Raw genomic sequence first — 20,471 nt, 5'->3', positions numbered from 1 at the left:
CAGCACCTTGAGATCATGGAGAAGGGACCTGACACCGCGTGGCCGGCTCGGCCTGCGCGCGGTCTCGCTGGTCGGGGCACTCGTCCTGGCCGTGGCGGTCCTGGAGGTCTCGGTCGCCGGGGCCGGCACCATCCCGCCCCTCGGCGCCGCCATCAACCCCGGCACCGGCGTGTGGACCACGGCCGACCAGGGCGACCCGCCGCACGACCAGAACCTGAAGCTGCCCGGCCTGACCGGCGGCGCCACCGTGTCGTTCGAGAGCGACGGCACCGCCCACATCCAGGCCGGCACCGACGCCGACATGTACCGGGCCCTGGGCTACACCCATGCCCGCTTCCGCCTGTTCGAGATGGACATGGCGCGCCGCCAGGCCGAGGGCCGGCTCGCCGAGACCACCAACGACCCGGCCGCGCTGCCGTCCGACGAATACGAACTCGACCTCGGCCTGCTGCGCGCGTCCCAGCGCGACTGGGACTCGCTGCCGGCCCAATCCCCGGCCCGCGCCGTTCTCACCCAGTACACCCAAGGTGTCAACGCCGCCATCGCGCAGATGAAAAAGGACAACTCGCTGCCGCTCTACTACAAGCTCATGAACTTCCCCGTCGAGCAGTGGACCCCGGTCGACAGCCTCGCGGTGCAGCGGCTGGAGACCCAGACCCTGGCCTTCGACCCGCTGCCGACGGCGTACAGCTACATCGCCGGCGCGTTCGGCCGGCAGAAGTTCGAGCAGCTGTACCAGCCCGTCGGGCAGAACCCGCAGTACCCGTACGACCCGGGCCCCTACCAGAAGCTGCCGCTGACCCCGATCCCGGCGCGCGACGACGGGGCGCCGACGCCGACGGGAGGCACGGTGCCGCAGGCGGCGGGCCAAGCACAGGAGTTCCAGACCGGCTCCTCGCAACAGGCGATCGAGGCCTCGGCACAGTTCCAGGACCGACTGTCGCAGTTGCCCGCGAACGCCTACCACACCATCGGTGACAGCAACGCCTGGGTGGTCTCCGGCAGCCTCACGGCCTCCGGCAAGCCGATCCTGGCCTCCGACCCGCACCTGAACCTGACCATGCCGTCGATCTGGTACCAGGTGGAGCTGCGCTCGCCGTCGTACCAGCTGGCCGGCGTGACAGTGCCGGGCATCCCGGCGGTACTGGACGGCAAGAACCAGCACATCAGCTGGGGCCTGACCAACTCCCAGCGGCCCGGCACCTTCTACTACCTGGAGCAGACCGACGCCGCGCATCCCGACCAGTACTACTGGGACGGCCAGTGGCGACCGATGACGAAGATCGTCAACAAGATCAAGCAGCATGACGGCTCGACAGTCACCTACACGACCCGGATGACCGTGCACGGTCCCATCATGACCGTCCAGGGGGTCACCGCCGCGGTGTGGTTCGCCGGGACTCTGCCCAGCGACAACCTCGACAGCATGCTGACCGTGGAGAAGGCCACCAGCTTCGACCAGTTCCACCAGGCGCTGCGCTCCTGGAACACCCCGGCGCAGAACTTCGCCTACGCCGACGACTCCGGCAACATCGGCATCGTCAACGCCGGCCTCCAGCCGCAGACCTCCGACAGCTGCCTGCCATGGCTGCCGATGGCCGGGACCGGGGAGTGCGACGTCACCGGGAGCATCCCGTTCGAGGCGCTGCCGATCACCTACAACCCGCCGTCCGGGTTCGCGCAGACCGCGAACCAGCGCGAGGTCGGCACCGACTACCCCTACTACTACGGTCGCGGCTACGACTTCTTCGACCAGGGCTGGCGGTCCACCGAGATCACCAAGGCGCTCACCGGCGCGACCGGGGTGACCTCGCAGCAGATGCAGGACCTGCAGATGTCGTCGGCCGATGATGTGGCGCGCGCGATGCTGCCGACGGTGCTGTCGTATCTGCAGGCGCCGGGGCAGCAGTGGGACGCGGTGCAGACCGCGGCGCTGAACGATCTGAAGAGTTGGAACTACGGGGTGGACGCGAACTCCACGGCGGCCACGATCTGGGGCCGGTTCATGGTGCTGTACGGGTACGCCGTGTGGCATCCGGTCTGGCAGCAGTACAAGGTTCCAGCGCCGCCGCGGGACGTGTTTACGCCCAGGAAGAACGACAGCACCTATGCGGTCGACGGACTCAATGGCCTGTTGATCAACATGACGATCTCGGACACAGCAAACCCGGTGTTCGCACCCGCGGGTTCGACCACGCACACCGCGCCCGAGGTGGTGCGGCAGGCGTTCGCGGCGGCGGTGGCCGACCTCAAGAGCAAGCGCGGCGCGGACGTGAACACCTGGAAGCTCGGCAACGGGCACAAGGTGATGATCGCCTCGCTGCTGAAGTCGCCGACGCTGGACGAGGGCCCGTTCCCCTCCGGCGGCAGCGGCCGCACCATCAACTCCGTGGTCAGCGCGGCGCCGGTGCGGCACGGCAAGACCCTTACCGGCGTGGCCGTCGGCGGTGCCAGCTGGCGGATGGTCGTCGACTGGGGCACCGGACAGTCGGTCGGCATCTATCCCGGCGGGCAGAGCGAGAACCCCGCCTCCCCCTGGTACTCCGACCGGCTCGCCGACTGGTTCGCCGGAAAGAACAGACCGATCATCGAGGGCGACCAGGCCCTGGCCGCGACGAAGGGGCGGACATGGACACTCAATCCCTGACCCGGCGGCTGCCGGGATGGCGCGCCACGACGAAGAACCCTGACGGGTACGACGGCGCGGCCCCCGATCGGACGCTGGTCCGCGGCCTGGCGATCGGCGCCTCCGGCGTCGTCCTGGACTGGATCGGCAACCAGCTCGGATGGTGGTGGGTCACCATCCTGACCGGCATCGCGGCCGCCCTGCTGCTGCGCGGCCGCGCGGTGGCGGCGTTCACGCTGGCGGTACCGCTCGTCAGCTGGGGTGGCGACTTGTTCCGGCGCTGGGTCGAGATGGACACCACGCGGATCTCCCGCGTCACCATCGGCCTGGCCGGTATCAGCGACGACGCTGCTTGGCTCGGCTACGTGCTCACGCTGCTGTACGCGGTGCTGTTGTGCGCCGCCGGCGCGTGGGTGACCGCGGCGGTGCGACAGGTTGTCGGAGCCACCCGGGACGTGAAGGGCGGGGGCGGGGAGGTCCCGGTGCCGACCGAAGTCCGCACCGAAGTCCGCACCGAACAGGAGGAGACGGTCGGCGATGTCTGACGACGAGGACACCCGCGAGTACGCGGTGGTGATCAACCATGAGGAGCAGTACTCGATCTGGCCGACCGGCCGCGAACTGCCGAACGGCTGGACCGAGGTCGGCGTCCGCGGACCGAAGCGCGACTGCCTGGACCACATCGACCAGGTGTGGACCGACATGCGGCCGTTGAGCCTGCGCAAGGCGATGGCCGCCGCGCAAGCCGCAGGGGAGTGAGGATGCTGCGATACAGCCGGGCCTACCCGCCCGACGCGCTGCGGGCGTTCGAACCGGCGGCCGAATGGGTCGGCGCGCACGCCTCGCAGGGCCCGCTGTTCCTGTGGGACGACCTGAGCATCACCGCCGACGCGTTCGCCGACGAGCCCGCGTACCGCGACGAAAGCGTGGAGTGGCAACGGTTCTGTCGAGAGCAACTCCGTTTCGCCATTCCGGACGACCTGGGCTGAGGCCCCTGCTCGCGGGAAGCCGCCGGACCGGATCGGGCCCGGTCCGGCGGCACCCGTCCGATCCGATTCCGGCGGCTGCGAAGGGAGAAGGCCCGATGAGCGTCGAACCTGAGGCGGGCTCCGCGCAGGCGGCACCCGCCGATCGTGGCGAGCCCGTCCGCGACTCGGCCGGTCGTGACTCGGCCGTTCGCGACTCGGCCGGCCGTGACCAAGCCGGCCAAGCCGTCCCTCCGTTCGCCCCGCTCCGCCGCCGCGATTTCCGCATCCTGGTCGGCGGCCAATCCCTGTCAACTCTCGGCGACATGGTGTACCTCGTCGCCCTCCCGTTCCTGATCCTCGGCGCCGGTTACGCCATCAGCGGCCTGAGCCTGACGCTCACGGGCTTCGGACTCGCCCGGATCGTGACCGCCCTGCCCGGAGGGATGCTGGCCGACCGGTTCGGCGCCAGGCCCGTCATGCTGTGGGCCGACGTGGTCCGCTGCGCGGCGCTGACCGCCCTGACCGCGACCGCGGCACGAGGAACGCCCGCACTGGCCCAGCTGGTGATCACCGGCGTGCTCCTCGGGGCGTGCGAAGGCGCACACCTACCCGCGTACCGATCCATCACCCCGATCCTCGTGCCCGACGCGGAGCTGCCCGCCGCCAACACCATCAGCATCGCGACGAACCTGTTCGCCAACGTGATCGGGCCCCCCATCGGCGGCGCGCTGGTCGCCGTGCTCGCGCCGTGGCCCGCCGTGGGCGTGGACGCCGCGTCGTTCGCGGTGTCCGCACTGGCGCTGATGGCCATGAGCCATCGACCACGGCCCGGAGCCGTCACCAACCCATCCCCGGCCACGACCGAGCTACCAATCAGGCCCCTGTCTCTCGCCGCCTTCGTCCGTTCCTCGCCGCTGTACCGCACTGTCCTCCTCATGACCGCCGTCCTCGGCGCATCAGTCGGAGGCACACTCGAAGTCGCACTCCCAGTCCTCACCCGCACCCGCCCCGACCTCGGCCCCTCCGGCTACGGCTGGCTGATGGCCGCCCTCGGCGCAGGCATGCTCACCGGCGGCGCATCAGCCGGCCCACTCCTCTCCCGCCACCGCCAAGGCCTGATCGTCATCACGGCGCTCGCCGTCAACGGCACCCTGCTCGCCACCCTTCCCCACGCGGGAGGCCTACTCCCCATGGCCGCAACGATGACCCTGATCGGCGCACTCGACGGAGTACTCGCCGTCCTGGTCATGACCGCCACCCAACGCATGCCCCCACCACACCTGCTGGCCCGTGCCCAAGCACTGATCAGCCTGGTCACTTTCGCCATGTTCCCCCTGTCGGTCTCCGTCGCCGGCCTGGTCCTCTACCACTGGCCCCCAGCCGCGATGTTCCACCTCACCGGGCTCGGCTTCGCGGCGGTCGCCGTGTGTGGCCTGGCAAGCCGGAGCTTGCGGCGGCTCTAGGAGTTGCCATCTGTTCGAGTCTCTGTCATCAGCCATCGCCGCGAGGCACCGCTCGGCAGCCCGGCCTGTTGGTACGCGACGAGCGGCCCTCGACCGCGAGGTAGCCTTCCTCATCGAGGTCGAGCTGGCCTGCGAAGAGTTCGACGCGGGGTCATGGCCGATGGGATGGCGATGAACAGGCCGGCGGTCCTGGCCAGATGTTCTTGTCACTCGCGTACCGTGCAACGCGCCGTGATCTGGGTTCTATAGCGGTCTTGCGCTGTCGTAAAGTCTCCAAGGGTGCTGAGCTGCTGGTTTTTGCGTCACGAGAGTGTGGTCCTGCGTCGTCGGATTGTCAGGGTTCGCTGCGAGTCGGTCGACCGCTTCTGGTTCGTGGCGCTCTCGTCGTTGATCCCGTGTCGGCGGGCGATCCGATGTGGGGCCGTCGCCGGATTCAGAACCGGGCGTTGAAGTCGAGGCCTTGAGGCCCGGTCGCCAGTGGGCTGTTTGTGGGGGCGACGCTGTCGTCGACTTCCTCGAAGTCGAGCCGGGCGACGTCGATCGCGCCGCCGCCGGTCAGCATTACGCCGAAGTGGATGCTTGTAGCGTCGGCCGTGACGTCGAGGACGACGGCGGCCGGCTGCCAGTCGGTGGTGCCGCTGAGCGCCCGGTCACGCATGTTGTCGAACGCGGCGCCCTTGCTGCTGGTGTCGTCCACCCGCATCCACATACCGGCCCAGCCGCTGACATCGAGGCTGCGGAGCTGCGCGTGGAGGCGCACGCGTCGGCCGCGGTAGTCGCCCGCGGTGAAGCTCTGCATCATGGTGCCGAACCCGGTGCCTCCGCTGCCCTTGCTGCGCAGCCTGACGGTCCGCGCGGTCTGGTAGGAGACGGACGAAGGGAGCAGGCCGAACTCGTAGTTGCCCGGACGCTCGCCGCCCATGAACCACGGGGCCGGAACCGGCTCCAGCGGCGTGGCCTTGGTGATGTTGGCCAACGCCTCGGTGTAGCGCTCCCCGGTCTGCTGCATCCGCTCGCGAACGAGCTTCTTGAGGTCCTTGTTCTGCGTCACGACAGCCTCCACGCGAGTACCGCCGGGGCCGGCTCGATGAAGTGAGGTGTGTCCACGCGACAAGCGGTCCGGGAGTACGCCCCCCTTCGCTCGAAGATCGGTCACGCCCCGGACGGACCCGTCGAGCTCGGCGTCGGACTACGCCGTGGATCCAATGGTGGGGTGGGGGTGTAGGGAAGTCAACGTTGCCGCTTACGTCCGCGCGTCGGTCTCGTGGCTGACACCAAAAAGAGCCCGGCCTGCTACCCCTACAGGCAACTGAGACCGGGCTTGCTAGGCGCGTGTCTCCGAACTCTGCTGCGCTGAGCGGCGTGTCCGGCTCCTGGGGAGCGCGTCCACGCCGTTGGGTGATCAAGCAATGATGTCTCCTCGAAGCGTTCTGGCAGCGTTGACGGCCACGTGGCCGCGTCAGTACAGACGGTCTCCGTTGATCCACCACACGACACCAGTTCGGGTAGTTGATTCCGTCGGCGCGGCAGCTGCGGCGCGACCATTGGCCTCGATCAAAACCTCCAGCCCTGGCTGGGCGTACTCGGCCGGGGCTTTCGGTGTTCTCCTTGGTCGCGGTTTTCGGTCTGGTCAATAGGGCATGTTCTGCCAGTCCCTGCTGACGCCTTGGCCGTAAGACGAGGTGCTCGCGCAGGCACTGGTTCATACTGATCCTGATTCCGAGGAGCAGCCAGCCCCTCATCAGACCCGCCGTCGTCACTGCCGTGTGATCTTCACGGTGTACGAGATGAAGCGCCTGGGCCGCGACGCTGCGGAGCTGACGGCGTTGCCCGACCACCTCACCGCGCACGGCCTGGTGTTGGAGAGGCTGGTCGGCCTCCTGCCGGGGATCTACGCCCCGTCCGGGCCCGGCAAGCTGCTGTTCGCGTTCTTCGCCGCGATGGCCGAGACCGAGCGGGAGAACATCCGCTGCACACCGTGCTGCGCCGCCGCGCCGGCGAGGAGTCCGTCGAGCAGATCGCCCCCGACCTGATCATCGCCAGCGGCGAGCGTCAGGGGAAGCACCCCTCGGTGTCCAGTCCACGGGTCCTCCATGGCGGTGACCCCGAGGATCAAAGGCCGAATCAGAGTGTTTTCGTGCTTACCGGTTTCGCAGGTCCTGGTAGCCACCAGCTGACCAGACCATGTTCTGGAACTGCAGGGGATGTAGCAGTTGGCCGCGAGGCACCTCCACTGGGCCGGCTGCGGACGAAAAGAAGACCCCTGCGCACCGGTGGCAGAACCAGCCTTGGTGCCAGATCGCCAGGGCGGCGGGCAGACCGCGTTCTACTCGCCGGTTGCGAGCCGACGCTGACGCTGAGATCTGGATTGCCCAGATGATCCAGATCGGCAAGGCTACGAAAAACACGATCGTTGAAAGGCACGTCGCCGGCTCGGTAGTCGGGTAGGGAAGCGGGCGAGGCGCCAACATCGCGGCAACCTGAGACATCGCCACGCTCGTTGGCTGCCCAGGTGTTGGACTGGCCCCTGGGTAGCGGCTGGAGTACATGCTTACCGTGCCAGCCCCGTAGACCGCCGGCACCGAGACCACCAGATCGATCTGCCGGCACTGCGGGCAGGCGAAGTTCGATACATGCACGACGTCGTCCGAGGACATTCGGGGCACCCCTCGTCCTTCTACAACAGTGACCCCTATTCATTGCTCGCTTGGGCAGGGTATCGACCAGATTGCCAAGCGTCGATCGATGCCGCAGCCGGACACCAACCTGCCGGAGCCTGTCAAGCGTCTGGTTGATGGGTTCTGGCACGGGAAGCGTGAGCCGGTGACCCTGGGCGAGATCCACTCAGTTGGGGTTAAGGATTCACAGGCGAAGTAGATCGAGGTTCGCCCGGCCGTACATCTGCCTTCTCAGGTATTTGATGCGATTAACGATGCCCTCAGCCGGGCCATTGCTCCACGGGAGCGTCAGGCCAGCGGTGACAGCGGCGTTGTCACGTTGCAGGCCATCAGCGAAGTAGTGAAGCTCTGGGAGATCATCGGCTGGCTTCGTGTGGGGTCTGGCCCGCTTTCCGGGATGGGCGGTGTGGATCATGCCAGCAGGATCTGTTTGCGGAGCAGCGGGAAGCCGTCGCGGCCGTACGTTCCGCGTTTGAGGGCCTTGATGCGGTTGACCGCGCCCTCGGTGACGCCGGAGCTGTAGGGCTAGAGTTAGGCAGCTGCCTGCCTGGCCCAGGCGATCTGGTCTCTTCTGGAACGCGCCGGAGGCTTGGTCCAGGGCAAGCCTGGGTTCGGCGATCTAAGTTTTCAAGCCGGCGTCGTTGGCAAGGGCAAGGATCGCCGGTCTGGAGGTGACCTCCCCGGGGGCCTCGGTGTGGGCGTGGCGCAGGGCGGTGGCGACTTCGCTTCGGTGGCCGGTCCACTGGTCGTATACGCGGGCCAGGTCGATCCAGTAGCGGGCGCGGCGCTCCGGGGTGGGCAGTCGGCCGGGGTTCAGGGCTCTGGCTGTGTTGATCCCGCCGCCGACGTTGCCCAGGGCGTACTCCATGCTCAGCCGGTACAGCCTGGCCTGGGCGGGCCCGAAGAACCACAGTCCGTGGGCGATGTCGGTGTCGAAGTGGCGGGCGGCGACGGTTTCGGCCTCGCGCATGTAGTCCTCGGCGCGGGCAGCGTCTCCGGCCACCGAGGCGCTGTAGCTGGCGGTGAGGAACAGATGGCCGTAGGTCGCGAAATCGTTGGCCGTGCGTAGTCCCTCGTCGGCGAGCTTGGTTGCCGCGTCCACGGTGATTGTGTAGGCGGTGCGGGAGCGGCTGGTGGCCGGTTTGCCGGTGCCGGAGCGGCCTGAATGCCGCAGGGACATGCACCGGCAGTATGCCGCCTCGGCCACGGCGAGCCGGTCGCCGGACTCGGTTGCGGCCGCGGCGGCGCGGTCGGCGGCCAGCAGTGCATAGTCGTCCTGGTCAGTCTTGATCAGGTATTCGGTGGCCAGCGCCCATACGTCAGCTGTCAGCCGCTTGTCGTCGCCGGAGACGACCCGATCGACCAGGCCGGGAAGTCTCTTGCCCAGAGAGGTGTGCTTGCCGGCGCGGAAGTCGCTTTGAGCCTTGGCCAGCTGCCCGCGCAGCGTCGCAGGGGCTTCGGTGATGCCGGTAGGCCGGAACATCGCAGCTTCCAGCGATAGTCCGGCCGTGCCGAGCAGCAGGTCGCGACGGTCCAGCACAAGATCCTCCTCGGCAGTGGCGGCTGCTGCTTCGATCCTGTCAGCTGAACGTGGCCCTGGGAGCGTTTTCGCTGCGCGCAACACGCCGATATCCACGTCGAGCACAGCTGCGACGTGCGGAAGCCAGAACGGGCCGGGGGCGCCCTCGCCCTTCTACCAGCGTCGCCACTCCGACCGGTCGAACGTGGGCCGCACCGCTCGCAGCTCGCCGACCACGTCGCGCTGGGACTTGCCCAGCTCGTTGCGGCGAGCAAGGATCACCGCGGCCAGATGATTGTAGGTGGCCCCTGATTTACCCCCTGGCATACCCCCTCTATTCCCCCTCTTCAGCAGCGTTCACCGGCGGTTTCATGACCACGACGGGGCGAGCCCTCGCCCCGATCATGAGAAGGGAGCCCCACAATGGCTGCGAAGACGAAGACGAAGGCGGCGGCACTGTTCACCGGGCCCGACCGGCTGCGAGTGCAGAGCCTGGCCGAGTCGCATGAGTACAAGAAGACGTCGGGATCCTCGGACACCGCACACACGTACGACACCACGGCCCTGTAGCCCGACGCCAGGGCCGCTGACGTGCTGACATTCCAGCTCACACCGTATGCGGACGCCTCCTGGCAGGCCGTCGACGGCGGGTACACCGCCGCCGACGGCGCCAGCCGCGTCACTCCGATCAACCACCCAATGGTCGAACACGCCGCCTACACCGACAGCGTCCGTACCTTGATCGTCGTTCGTGAGAGGGCAACCGGCCGAGCCAGTCTCGACTCCAGCATCCATTACGCCGGCCCCGAAATCCTGGACCAGGTTGCTGCCGAAGCCAGCACCTGGCCCGGGGACCATGTGCTGGTGCACACAGCACCGGGGATGCCGGTAACAGTCACCGCCGGTGCCGCGCGCACCACGCCGCTGTATCTGTCTGCCGACGCCGAGCGGCTGTACGGATCCTGGGACATGGCGGACCTGAAACAGTTCGCCACCGGTCTGCACGCCGTGGAAGTTGCTCGGCTGCTGGTGTTCCGGCCGCGGTACTCCACCCAGACCGTGTTCGAGGGGATCCACCGGCTCACCGAGCGCGCGACCGCGCACTTCGGCGGCGCCCTGCACATCAGCTACCCGGCCCCGGCGCTGCACCACGACCCGCGCGAACTCGCCGACGACGCCGACGTGCTCGGCGTGTTCGTCGAACTGCTGCACGAGGCGCTGGATGCCCGGCCGTGGCAGCCGGCGACCACCGTGTTCCACTTGTCCGGCGGGTTCGACTCCGGCTGTATCGGCACCACCGCCGCCAAACGGCACCCGCACCAGATACGGACCGCAGCGCTTCTCATCGACGGACCCGGCCGGGCCCAACAGGAACGACGCCGCGCGGGAATGCGTACCGTCCTGCCGTTCGCCGACGATATGACGATCGACGCCGCGAAGCTGCTGCCGCTGGACCCCGAATGCCCCCGGGTACGCGGCAAACTCATCTCACTGTACGATGAACCGCTGTTCTTCCCGTTCAGCCAGCTCACTGCGAAACTGGCCCGCACCGGCACGACAGCGATCGTCACCGGCCTGGGTGGGGATGAGTTGGTGGCGCTGTCCGAGAGCGAGGCCCCGCACCTGGACCTGAACCGGATGCCGGTGATGCCGCCGTGGACGGGACCAGCTGCGGTAACACTGCTGGAGTACGCCGACGTCGGCACCGCCCCGCCGGCACCAATCAACTCCATGACCCTGCTGGCGCTGGAGAGCACCGCCCCGCCGCTGCTACGCGAGGGAATCTGGCCGATCCACCCGTTCGCGAACCCGCCGCTGGTGGAGTTCGGCGAACAACTGCCGTACGGCTGGAGGGACTTTAAGCAGCTCCAGCGCCGCCTGCTGGAGCGGCTCGGACTCGGAATGGACGTAGTACGCCCCATCCAGCGCGAATCCTTCGCCGAAATCGTCCAAACCGCACTGGCCGGGTCCGGCACCACCCTGCTGGAGCGGATGCTCGCCGACGGCTCGCCCCTGTTCGACCGCCAGCTCATCGACGCAGACGCGGTCGCCGCTGCCGTCAAGACGATGACCGAAGGCCGCTACACCGAAGGCCAGGAGTCCAAACTCTTGGAGGTGGTCCACCTGGACCTGGCGGTCCGGGCGTTCCTCAGCTGACCGGCACCACAAAGCCCGCCGCGAACAACGCTTCCAGCCCTGCAAGCCGCTGGGCGCGGCGGGCCATCAGATAGACCAGGCTGTTCTTGCGCTGGACCTCGTGGACCAACTCGAAACCCTGCCTGGCGTAGTAACGGACGAGGCTGATTTCAGTCGTGCCACGCCGCACGAACTGCTTGCCCTCAGCCGCAGCCTTGTCAACAGCCCACCAGGCCATCAGCGATCCCGGCCGCGCGTGGCGGAAGTCCGGGTGCGTGCAGGTGGTGAACAGATAGAACGAGTCCTGCTCGGCCTGCTCCGGCGTCCAGCCCCACTGCGGCCTGTCCCCAGCCAGTGTTGTACAGCCAATCACCCGCTCGTCGGCGGTAAGCACCCACATCAGCGTGCCATCCACCGCAGCCTGGCCTGCGAGATCATCAACGACCCCGCTCCAACTGGCAAAACCCTGCCCCTCCATCCACACCGACCGGGCAGTGATCACCGCCGCGACAGCCGGGACATCGTCCGGACAGGCCGGTCGCATCGCAAACACTACGAAGACCTCCGGAACGAAAGCAAAAGCGGCAGGGGCCCCCGAGTCTGCCACGGGCAACCCACAAGGGCCGGTCTAGACCAAGGACACCGCCGGATCGGGTGCAGCTCAGCAGGCCGACATCCCGCAGTCCACCAAAAAAATTACTGTCCTGCCTTTTAGCCTGCGGACTTCACTGCTGCGGCGTTCTGAGACCTCAGCCGCAGCTAGAAAGTCATTCGTGCTGCATGCCCTTCACCGGAGCCTATGGTTCGGAGGGATAGAGAAGTTCGGTCGTTCTCGTTGGTCTTACAAACCCGAGGTCGCCGGTTCGAATCCGACCCCCGTCATCGGCTTGTGGTGTCAACGGCAGCACGGCCGCCTTGCACGCGGCTGGTGCGGGTTTGAATCCCGGGGGGCCACCTCTCATCGGCAAGGCGCCGGGTGCGGACCGGCGTTTCCGAAGCGTAGACGTTGGCAGCCGCCAGGTTGGCCAAGCTGCGCTCGACGTGAGGCCACCCCTCTTTGGTGGGCTTCCACCTATCAGTGGCCGGGTGGCTGTACGGAGTTGGAAGGAATCCGTGCGTCGCCAGGGCGGATTGGCTAATCATTGGTGACAGCAGCCTCACGTCGATCCATAGCGTAGCGCGCTGCATCACTACATCTTCGAGGGGGAGAGAAATGCGCAAATTGACTACAGCGGCACTGGTGGCCAGTGTCGGACTGTTCGGCACAACGCTGCTATCGGCAGCTCCAGCGCATGCAGACACTTATTCCGCCAGCACTCCGAATTGTGTGGCCGAGACTGTTCAGGTCACGGCCCACTGGGCCGAGGCCAGTTGGTGGAAGTTTCGTGGTGACGTGAACGTCTGTGCGATGGAGCTCGTGCAGCGAAATGTCACTAATGGCGGCAAGACACAGACGACCTGGGTTGATAAATACTCACCCTCCACAAGTCAGCTCTACGACAATGACGGAACACACCAGGTCCAGACCTGCGTCTATGACATGGAACTTAACGAACACGTATGCAGTGATTGGGTCAACTCAGGTATATAACGGCCTAGTGCCGGCTGTAAATATTCACATTTAGTGACCAGCTGCGCCTCAACATGGCGGCTATGCGGGGCGTGGTTTCCGCGCTCCGCATGACTTAAGGCACTCCACGGCCAGATGCCGGTCCCTTCGTTCAATCCAGCGGCCATACAGCAGCGCCGCAGCGGCGGCGGGAGGTCAGCCCAGAGACGACGAGAGGGGCTGCCTAGGGCTTTTCTTTCAGATCGGTGGTTCGTTGGTCCGGGTGTGGGGTTGAACGATGTGCAGTAGGTACGGATTGAGCCGTTGTTGCCGGACCGGATGCCGCGTCGGGGTGGGCGGTGGCGGGATCATCGGCAGGTGATCGACGCGATCGAATGGAAGTACCGGAACGGGTCGCCGTGGGAGGAACTGCCGGAGCAGTTCGGATCCTGGGAGGGTGTGTACACGTGGCTGCGGAACCGGGCGCTGTGCCGGAGATCCTGGAGCGGGAGCTGTTCACCTCCCTACTGGAGGAGTCCGCAGCCGAGACCGCGTCGATGATGAACACGCTGGCTGGCATATCGATGGCAGGGTCCTCTAGCTGTACTGACCATTAGGTTGGTGACGGGGGTCACGGCTGAGCGATCTTGAAATGGGTGAGGGCCTTCTGGCTGGGTGTGGATTGCGACATCTACGCCCGGCAAGCAGGAAGGCCCTCATGGTCCACCGTAATGCACCGTTGTCCGAGACTGGTCGGGAGCGGCTGGCCCGAGCCATCGTGGAGGACGGCTGGCCGCTGCGGCGGGCCGCCGAACGCTTCCAGGTCAGTGCGACGACGGCCAAGCGCTGGGCCGACCGGTACCGGCAGCACGGTGCGGCCGGGATGGCAGACCGGTCGAGCCGCCCGCATCGCAGCCCGCGCCGGATCCCGACCCGCACCGAGCGGCGGATCGTCAAGGCCAGGCTGGCCCGGCGGTGGGGTCCGGCCCGGATAGCGTTCCTGCTCGGGCTGAACCCGGCCACCGTGCACCGCGTCCTGATCCGGTACAAGCTGGCCCGGCTGGCGCACCTGGACCGGGCCACCGGACAGCCGGTACGCCGCTACGAGCACACCGCCCCAGGCGACCTGGTGCACGTGGATATCAAGAAGCTCGGCAACGTCCCCGACGGCGGCGGCCACCGCATCCACGGCAAGGCCGCAGGCAACCGCAACAAGCAGCGCACCAACACCGGCCAGCGCAAAGGCGGCAAGCCGGTGATCGGCTACAGCTACCTGTCTGCAGCGGTTTGAAGTGGATCTGGCCCACATTCCGTGATCCGGTAGAGCAGGTGACTGGCTCAGCAGCAGCGTTCAGCCTTGAACGATCGACCGCCGACAGCGCCTTTACGGAAAGTGGGCCAGAACCACACGAAGCCGCCACACACAAGCAGGGCACGGCAGTGCACGCAGTAGACCGGTTCAGGTCAGGTCGGCCGTTGTCAGCGCCGCTTTCCAATGCGTTCGCCCTACGCCCCTCCTTTGCGGAGAGACGCAGGGCGAACATTCATCGTCTTGGTGTTCAGCCGATTTCGATGCCGCCTGCGCCGATGGGCAGGACCGGCAGGGTAACGCCGTTGATGGTCAGTTGCAGCCCCGGGGTGCTGCCGGTGCTGACCAGGTTGGCGGTGGCCGGCAGCGAGAGTGGCAGCAGGCTGCCGACGGTGACGGTGGCGGTACCACCCAGGGTGGCGGTGCCGGTGCCGGTCGACCCGGTAGTGGTGGGCAGGTCCACCTCGATGTCGACACCCAGGGCGCCGAGCAGCAGGCAGTCCACTTCGCCTCCGCTGCTACCGCTGCTGGTGACCTCGGCGGCGGCGGCGCACTGCCCGCCGGACAGCGAGACCCCGAGCAGGGTGGTGGAGAAGGTGCCGATGGTGGCCGCCGCGGCCGGGGTGGCGGCGGTCGTCGGGCCTCCGGTGGTGGGGGAGACGGTGACGTGGCCGGACAGGATGGTGCCGCCCACGGTGGTGGTGTTGTAGGTCAGGGTGAAGGTGCCGGTGCCCTTGCCGCCGTTGGTGGCGGTCAGGGAGAAGGAGCAGGAGCTGGTTGTCCCGCTGATCGTGCAGCTGGCGGTGCCCTGGGCGTGCGCGGTGCCGTCAGCGGTGACGTAGAGGTCGGTGAAGGTGCCGTCGTGGATGTGCACGCCGTCGGGCTGGTCCTCGAATTCCAGATGCCCGCTGACCGAACCGGTGGCCGACGTGCGCTGGGCGGCGACGCTGAACTCGCCGGCGTGGGAGCCGACCGGGATCCGCCCGGCGCCCTGGATCTGGGCGATGGTGGCGACGTAGGTGTACTGGTCCCCGGACCCGGTGGCGCTGGTGCCGCCGGGGGTGGTCACTGTCACGTGGACGGTGCCGAGGCTGGTTGAGGCGGGGGCGGTGGCGGTGATCTGGGTGTCGGAGACCACGGTGAACGTGGTCGCGGAGCTGGTGCCGAAGTGAACGGCGGTGGCGCCGGTCAGGTGCGTGCCGGTGATGGTGACGCTGGTGCCGCCGGAGGTCGGGCCGTGACTGGGGCTCACGGCGGTCACGGTGGGCGCTGCCGCGTCGTAGGTGTAGTGGTCTGCGGATCCGGTGGAGCTGGTGCCACCGGGGGTGGTGACCGTGACGTCCACGGTGCCGGCGCTGTGCGCGGGAGCGGTGGCGGTGATGGAGGTGCTGGAGACCACGGTGTACGAGGTGGCCGCGGTGCCGCCGAAGCTGACTGCCGTGGCGCCGGTGAACCCGGTACCGGTGATCGTGACGCTGGCGCCGCCGGCCGCAGGGCCGTGATTCGGGCTGAGCCCGGTGACCGCTGGAGCGGGCACATCATAGGTGTAGTGATCTGCGGATCCTGTGGGACTGGTGCCGCCGGCGGTGGCGACCGTGACGTCCACGGTGCCGGAGCTGTGCGCGGGGGCGGTGGCGGTGATCGAGGTGTCGGACACCACAGTGAACGAGGTAGCAGCGGTGCCACCGAAGCTGACCGCCGTGGCGCCGGTGAACCCGGTACCGGTGATCGTGACACTGGTGCCACCGGCCGCCGGGCCGTGGGTCGGGCTGAGCCCGGTGACCGCCGGAACCGGCATACTGGCCGGCAGCGCAGCGATCGCCACCCCGGTCGGGACGTTGCCGACCGGCACAGTCGCGGTGACGGTGTTGGTCGCGCTGTCGATCACCGACACCGTGTTGTCACTGATATTGGTCACGTACACGCCGGCACCATCCGGGGTGATCGCTGTCCAGTATGCCGAGGTGCCTACGGCGACGGTCGCGGTGACGGTGTTGCTCGTGGTGTCGATCACCGACACCGAGCCGTCACCGTAGTTGGCCACGTACACGGCGGCGCCGTTGGGTGTGATCGCCACACCGTAGGGGCTGTTGCCGACCGGGAGGTTCGCGGTGACCGTGTTGCTCGCGATGTCGATCACCGACACCACGTTAGAGCCGTAGTCGGTCACGTAGGCAGTGGCTCCATTCGGGGTGATCGCCACCCCGGACGGGCCGGCACCGAGTCCGATGGTCGCGGTGACGGTGTTGCTCGCGGTATTGATCACCGACACCGTGTTGTCGCCGCTGTCGGTCACGTACACGGCGGCGCCGCTTGGAGTGACGGCCGCCGCGACCGGTTGGTTGCCGACGGGGATGGTCGCGGTGACGCTGTTGGTCGCGGTGTCGATCACCGACACCGACTGGCCCAACAGGTTGGCCACATAGACGGCGGAACCGTCCGGGGTGACCGCCATCTGCTCCGGAGCGTTACCGACGGGGATTGTCGCGGTGACGCTGTTGCTCGAGGTGTCGATCACCGACACCGTGTTCGCCAGATTGTTGGCCACGTACGCGGCAGTGCCGTTCGGGTTCGACGCCACCGCTATCGGGCCGCCGCCGACTCCGATGGTCGCGGTGACGGTGTTGGTCGCGGTGTCGATCACCGAGACGGTAGCGGCGCCGGTATTGGCGACGTAGGCCAAGGTCGTGGTGGTGGAGGCCGACGCCGGTGCGGCGGGTGCCGTGACGGCCAGGGCGCCGAGCAGCGCGCCGGTGGTGAGCGCCGCCAGCCTGCGCCGGGCACGATGCCGCAGGCGCGTGCGCGGGCGTGGCGTGCCCGCCTGAGCAAGGTCGGATGGCATGGGGAATTCCCTCCCTGATCTAGCTGTGTGGTGCTCCGGGTTTCGACGGCACGGCCCGGTAGGACGTGCCCGGCGCGCCGCGGTGCGTTCGGTACTGGCGCGCGGTCCCGCGTACTGGCGCGCAGTCCCGCGACGGGGCCTGGCGCGCATGCGGCTGAAACAGTGCCTCGCAATCAGCCGAATCCCGCCCGAGCGGGACAGCTGGCAGCTCAGGAGGTGATCTCCAGGAGCAGCGTGGTCGTGAGCCCGGGAACGGTCCCGAGGCCGAGATCGCAGGTGAGGATCGAGGTCGCCGGACCGACCTCCGTGTCGACCACGGAGTCCCCGGCGAACAGCCCGGCCGTCACCTGACCGGTGATGACCGTGGTGGTGGTGGCGCCGGCGACGCTGGAGACGCGCTGGCCCGTGATGGCCGAGGTCTGTCCGGTGTTCCAGGTGATGGTCTTGTGGACCGTTCCGCTGCCGAGCAGATCCAGGCAGGAGAAGCCGGGTGCCGTGTAGGAGAAGGAGACACCGCCGGAGGTCAGTGCCGGGACGCTGGTGGACACGCAGGGTTCGTAGTCGAAGCTGCGCGACGTGGTGACCGTCTGGGAAGTCGCGGTCAACGCGGGGGAGTAGGTGGCGTTCGCGCTGCCGGCGCAGGTGACGTCGAGGGTGCTCGCAGAAGCGGGCGCGGCGGCCGTCAACGAGGTGGCGGCGAGGATGGCGACACTGAATGACGCTGCCAGAACTGGTCGGATACGCATGCGTGCTCCATTTCCGGCTGGCGGGCCGTGGCTCGTCCAGCCTTGATCACGGTGGATGGTCGGCGGATGGCGGATGGCGGATGGGACGGGAACCGGTCACGGTGGGGCCGAGTCGGACTCGCTCAGCTCGACGGCCTGTCGCGCGTGGAGCACCGCGGGGTCGGCACCGATAGGAGCCGTTCCCGTCCAGACGGTCGAGTCGATTCCGGACGCGGCCAGGATCGGCCTGCCGAGGCCAGGTGATTTGCGTGCCTCGAACAGCCGGACCTTCCGTGTCAGAGCTTGATCAGGCTGCCGTGTGCGGTGGCCGGGGCCAGGGTGGGGGTTCCGGCGAAGGCGGCTGTGTAGGAGCCGTGGAGCAGGATCGAGGTCAGGGGGCAGGGGCCGTAGCAGGCTGCGATGCCGTGGGCGTCGGTGGTGGCGGTGCACACCACGTCATCGCCGACGGTGAAGGTGACGGGCTGCCCGGCCAGGGGCTGTCCGGTGGTGGTGTCGGTGAGGGTGGCTTGCGGGTGCAGGGTGATGGTCAGGCCGCCGGAGAGGGAGAACAGCAGCGGTCCGGCGTCAAGCGCGGTGGAGTCTGGAGTGTAGGTGTAGCGGTCGCCGGTCCCGGTGGCACTGGTGCCTGCGGTGTTGGTCACGGTGATGTCCACGGCTCCGGTGGTGGTGGAGGCCGGGGCGGTGGCGGTGATCTGGGTGTCGGACACCACGGTGAACGACGAGGCGGCTGTGGAGCCGAAGCTGACGGCGGTGGCGCCGGTGAACCCGGTGCCGGTCAGGGTGACCGAGGTGCCGCCGGCAACCGGGCCGTTGTTGGGGCTGGTGCTGGTCACGGTCGGCGGCGAGGCCAGTTTGGCGAAGGCCATCCCGTACGGGTTGTCGAACCCGGTGATGGTGCTGGTGATGGTGTTCGTCGCGGGGTCGATCACCGAGACGGTGTTGGCGTACTGGTTGGAGACGTAGACGGTGCCGTTGTCGGGGTTGACCACCACCTCGGTCGGGCCGCCACTGTCCAGGATGGTGGCGGTGGCGGTGCTCGTCGCGGTGTCGATCACCGAGATCGCGCCGCTCGATTTGTTGGCGACGTAGACGGTGCTGCCGGAGGGGCTGAGGGTGATCCCGCTGGGGCCGGCACCGACGCCGATGGTGCCGGTGACGGTGTTGGTGGCGGTGTCGATCACCGAGATGCTGGCGGAGCCGCTGTTGGCGACGTAGGCGGTGCTGCCGGTCGGGCTGATGGTGACCCCAACCGGGTGGGTGCCGACGCCGATGGTGGCGGTGACGGTGTTGGTCGCGGTGTTGATCACCGACACGGTGTTGCTGTTGAGGTTGGTGACGTAGGCGGTGGCGCCGGAGGGGCTGAACGCCACGGACTCCGGCGATGACCCGACGCCGATGGTGGCGGTGATGGTGTAGGTCGCGGTGTTGATCACCGAGACGGTGTTGCTGAAAAGGTTGGTGACGTACACGGTGGCGCCGGACGGGTTGACTGCCACGCCCCATGGTGCACGGGCGGAGTGCACCCTGCCGATGGGCATGTTCGTCGCGGTGTCGATCACCACGACCTCGTCGTTGGCGTAGCCGGTGAGGTAGGCGGTCTTGCCCGACGGGCTGACGGCCAACCCGACCGAGGAGTTGCCGCCGTAGATGGTGCCGGTGATCGCGTTCGTCGCGGTGTCGACCACCGCGATGTTGCCAGGGACGCTGTTGACCACGAGCAGCTCGGTGACGCCGGCGGCCGCGTGCGCCGGAGCGGCGGCCGTCGTCATGCCGAGCACGGTCATAGTGCTGAGCAGTGCGCCGCTGGCGAGCGTCGCCAGCCCGCGCCGGGCACGGTCCCGCCGGCGTGGCGGTGCCGCGAGGGCATGGTGGGATAACACGGTAAGTCCCCTCCCTGATAAGGATGCAGCAGGCGCTCCGGGCCACGACGCCATGGCTTGGCAAGGCGCTGCCCGAGGCGCTGCGGTGCATACGACACCCGCGCGCGGGCCGGTGATGGGCTTAGCGCACAGGCGGCTAGAACTGTGACCCCCAGTCGGCCGGGCCCGCCCAGCAGAGACCGGCCTCAGACCGGTGCACCCCGTGCGGTTCGGCGACTCAAGACCTCCCCAAGGGGCTCACGTCACTTCGTGAGTATCACGTCGCGACCACGCAGCGTCCAGTAGCGATTACGTGGCGGACTGTAACCGTTCAAGGCGGCTGACAAAGTGAACGAGGCCCGGCTCCCCGCCAGTCGCCCCGGCGCCACTGGGCATTTCATGAGACCTTGCATGGTGTTGATCAGGTGGATTGCCTGTCGGGTGCGCTGCGAACAGGGCGAATGCCTGGCGATCACCATGGATGAGACGCCCTGTGCCTCAAGCAATCCCACGCGCGCTGCTGGGCCCGTACCGCGGGAGCGCCTGGCGCACACCGCGCGCAACCAAGCAAATAAGAATACTGACTTGTCCGGACGTCGCCGGCTTGCAATGATGCCCCGCGGTACCCAAATCACCGAGGCTTCCCCCACAGCTCGGAAATGGGGCTTCACCCGCCTTCGCGCTCTGCTCGTCATCACCGCACAAGCAGGCGGCCTCGCTGCGGCCACCGCCTCGGTGACCGAGAGCCGTACGCGAGTCCCGGCCGACCCGACCAC

Annotated in this window: 16 protein-coding genes, 1 tRNA gene and 3 pseudogenes; 12 read left to right on the top strand and 8 right to left on the bottom strand. The window is 67.8% G+C overall.

Annotated elements, in window-relative coordinates:
- The first annotated feature begins 7 nt into the window (after positions 1–7).
- The 5 genes from ABD481_RS21435 to ABD481_RS21415 all read left to right on the top strand — a co-directional run bounded on the left by ABD481_RS21435 (position 8) and on the right by ABD481_RS21415 (position 5,057).
- Positions 8–2,647 (top strand): penicillin acylase family protein, encoded by a 2,640-nt coding sequence (locus ABD481_RS21435; RefSeq protein ID WP_344667492.1) that lies wholly within the window; start codon positions 8–10, stop codon positions 2,645–2,647.
- Positions 2,629–3,171: a hypothetical protein gene (locus tag ABD481_RS21430; RefSeq protein ID WP_344667491.1), complete on the top strand. Its 543-nt coding sequence runs from the start codon at positions 2,629–2,631 to the stop codon at positions 3,169–3,171. The genes ABD481_RS21435 and ABD481_RS21430 overlap by 19 nt, the downstream gene beginning before the upstream one ends.
- The gene (locus tag ABD481_RS21425; RefSeq protein ID WP_344667490.1) at positions 3,164–3,385 is read left to right on the top strand and encodes an MbtH family protein; all 222 of its coding nucleotides are present in this window, start codon (positions 3,164–3,166) and stop codon (positions 3,383–3,385) included. The genes ABD481_RS21430 and ABD481_RS21425 overlap by 8 nt, the downstream gene beginning before the upstream one ends.
- 2 nt (positions 3,386–3,387) lie before the next feature.
- A complete protein-coding gene (locus tag ABD481_RS21420; RefSeq protein WP_344667489.1) occupies positions 3,388–3,615 on the top strand; it encodes a hypothetical protein in 228 nt (75 codons plus the stop codon).
- A gap of 95 nt (positions 3,616–3,710) precedes the next feature.
- Positions 3,711–5,057 carry an MFS transporter gene (locus tag ABD481_RS21415; protein WP_344667488.1) on the top strand — a complete coding sequence of 449 codons (1,347 nt, stop codon included), beginning with the start codon at positions 3,711–3,713 and terminating at the stop codon, positions 5,055–5,057.
- 58 nt (positions 5,058–5,115) lie between these two features.
- Here the strand turns inward: ABD481_RS21415 and ABD481_RS21410 are convergent.
- Both ABD481_RS21410 and ABD481_RS21405 read right to left on the bottom strand, forming a co-directional pair.
- Positions 5,116–5,208, bottom strand: a pseudogene (locus ABD481_RS21410) (thioredoxin-disulfide reductase); the annotation flags it as partial.
- Positions 5,209–5,490: 282 nt separating this feature from the next.
- The gene (locus tag ABD481_RS21405; protein ID WP_344667487.1) at positions 5,491–6,108 is read right to left on the bottom strand and encodes a hypothetical protein; all 618 of its coding nucleotides are present in this window, start codon (positions 6,106–6,108) and stop codon (positions 5,491–5,493) included.
- A 736-nt stretch (positions 6,109–6,844) separates the two neighbouring features.
- On the opposite strand from ABD481_RS21405, the gene ABD481_RS21400 reads away from it, so the two are divergent.
- The gene (locus ABD481_RS21400) at positions 6,845–7,090 is read left to right on the top strand and encodes a recombinase family protein (RefSeq protein WP_425559247.1); all 246 of its coding nucleotides are present in this window, start codon (positions 6,845–6,847) and stop codon (positions 7,088–7,090) included.
- A gap of 829 nt (positions 7,091–7,919) precedes the next feature.
- Here the strand turns inward: ABD481_RS21400 and ABD481_RS21395 are convergent.
- Both ABD481_RS21395 and ABD481_RS21390 read right to left on the bottom strand, forming a co-directional pair.
- Positions 7,920–8,081: pseudogene (locus ABD481_RS21395) on the bottom strand (transposase); the annotation flags it as partial.
- A gap of 273 nt (positions 8,082–8,354) precedes the next feature.
- Entirely contained in the window at positions 8,355–9,275 is a 921-nt protein-coding gene (locus ABD481_RS21390; protein WP_344667486.1) for a hypothetical protein, read from the bottom strand.
- A gap of 402 nt (positions 9,276–9,677) precedes the next feature.
- On the opposite strand from ABD481_RS21390, the gene ABD481_RS21385 reads away from it, so the two are divergent.
- Both ABD481_RS21385 and ABD481_RS21380 read left to right on the top strand, forming a co-directional pair.
- Complete coding sequence (locus ABD481_RS21385) at positions 9,678–9,824, top strand: hypothetical protein (protein ID WP_344667485.1); 147 nt, start codon at positions 9,678–9,680, stop codon at positions 9,822–9,824.
- 21 nt (positions 9,825–9,845) lie between these two features.
- Entirely contained in the window at positions 9,846–11,411 is a 1,566-nt protein-coding gene (locus tag ABD481_RS21380; protein WP_344667484.1) for an asparagine synthase-related protein, read from the top strand.
- On the opposite strand, the gene ABD481_RS21375 is transcribed toward ABD481_RS21380, so the two are convergent.
- Entirely contained in the window at positions 11,404–11,997 is a 594-nt protein-coding gene (locus ABD481_RS21375) for a GNAT family N-acetyltransferase (protein WP_344667483.1), read from the bottom strand. The two genes, ABD481_RS21380 and ABD481_RS21375, sit on opposite strands and share 8 nt — an antisense overlap.
- 276 nt (positions 11,998–12,273) lie before the next feature.
- Here ABD481_RS21375 and ABD481_RS21370 point away from each other — a divergent pair.
- From ABD481_RS21370 to ABD481_RS21355, 4 genes and pseudogenes are all read left to right on the top strand, one after another.
- Positions 12,274–12,345: transfer RNA gene (locus tag ABD481_RS21370), tRNA-Ala, on the top strand.
- Between the two features lie 258 nt (positions 12,346–12,603).
- Positions 12,604–12,981 carry a hypothetical protein gene (locus ABD481_RS21365; protein ID WP_344667482.1) on the top strand — a complete coding sequence of 126 codons (378 nt, stop codon included), beginning with the start codon at positions 12,604–12,606 and terminating at the stop codon, positions 12,979–12,981.
- 282 nt (positions 12,982–13,263) lie between these two features.
- Complete coding sequence (locus tag ABD481_RS21360; RefSeq protein WP_425559244.1) at positions 13,264–13,500, top strand: transposase; 237 nt, start codon at positions 13,264–13,266, stop codon at positions 13,498–13,500.
- 157 nt (positions 13,501–13,657) lie between these two features.
- Positions 13,658–14,227 (top strand): annotated as a pseudogene (locus ABD481_RS21355) (helix-turn-helix domain-containing protein); the annotation flags it as partial.
- A gap of 271 nt (positions 14,228–14,498) precedes the next feature.
- On the opposite strand, the gene ABD481_RS21350 reads toward ABD481_RS21355, so the two are convergent.
- The 3 genes from ABD481_RS21350 to ABD481_RS21340 form a co-directional block, all read right to left on the bottom strand.
- Positions 14,499–17,090: an IPT/TIG domain-containing protein gene (locus ABD481_RS21350; RefSeq protein ID WP_344667481.1), complete on the bottom strand. Its 2,592-nt coding sequence runs from the start codon at positions 17,088–17,090 to the stop codon at positions 14,499–14,501.
- Positions 17,091–17,299: 209 nt separating this feature from the next.
- On the bottom strand, positions 17,300–17,836 hold the full coding sequence (locus ABD481_RS21345) for a hypothetical protein (RefSeq protein ID WP_344667480.1): 537 nt from the start codon (positions 17,834–17,836) through the stop codon (positions 17,300–17,302).
- 275 nt (positions 17,837–18,111) lie between these two features.
- On the bottom strand, positions 18,112–19,716 hold the full coding sequence (locus ABD481_RS21340; protein ID WP_344667479.1) for a YVTN family beta-propeller repeat protein: 1,605 nt from the start codon (positions 19,714–19,716) through the stop codon (positions 18,112–18,114).
- Between the last annotated feature and the right edge of the window lie 755 nt (positions 19,717–20,471).

Source organism: Catenulispora yoronensis (assembly GCF_039531695.1).
GTDB classification, from domain to species: domain Bacteria; phylum Actinomycetota; class Actinomycetes; order Streptomycetales; family Catenulisporaceae; genus Catenulispora; species Catenulispora yoronensis.
The sequence above is the reverse complement of the archived record's forward strand: the minus strand, read 5'-3'. Positions and strand labels throughout refer to the sequence as shown.

Excerpts from the sequence above, each read along its gene's own strand:
- ABD481_RS21425 (WP_344667490.1), top strand. The coding sequence starts at position 3,164 with ATGTCTGACGACGAGGACACCCGCGAGTACGCGGTGGTGATCAACCAT.
- ABD481_RS21345 (WP_344667480.1), bottom strand. The coding sequence starts at position 17,836 with ATGCGTATCCGACCAGTTCTGGCAGCGTCATTCAGTGTCGCCATCCTC.
- ABD481_RS21400 (WP_425559247.1), top strand. The coding sequence starts at position 6,845 with ATGAAGCGCCTGGGCCGCGACGCTGCGGAGCTGACGGCGTTGCCCGAC.
- ABD481_RS21415 (WP_344667488.1), top strand. The coding sequence starts at position 3,711 with ATGAGCGTCGAACCTGAGGCGGGCTCCGCGCAGGCGGCACCCGCCGAT.
- ABD481_RS21420 (WP_344667489.1), top strand. The coding sequence starts at position 3,388 with ATGCTGCGATACAGCCGGGCCTACCCGCCCGACGCGCTGCGGGCGTTC.
- ABD481_RS21365 (WP_344667482.1), top strand. The coding sequence starts at position 12,604 with ATGCGCAAATTGACTACAGCGGCACTGGTGGCCAGTGTCGGACTGTTC.
- ABD481_RS21350 (WP_344667481.1), bottom strand. The coding sequence starts at position 17,090 with ATGCCATCCGACCTTGCTCAGGCGGGCACGCCACGCCCGCGCACGCGC.
- ABD481_RS21385 (WP_344667485.1), top strand. The coding sequence starts at position 9,678 with ATGGCTGCGAAGACGAAGACGAAGGCGGCGGCACTGTTCACCGGGCCC.
- ABD481_RS21430 (WP_344667491.1), top strand. The coding sequence starts at position 2,629 with ATGGACACTCAATCCCTGACCCGGCGGCTGCCGGGATGGCGCGCCACG.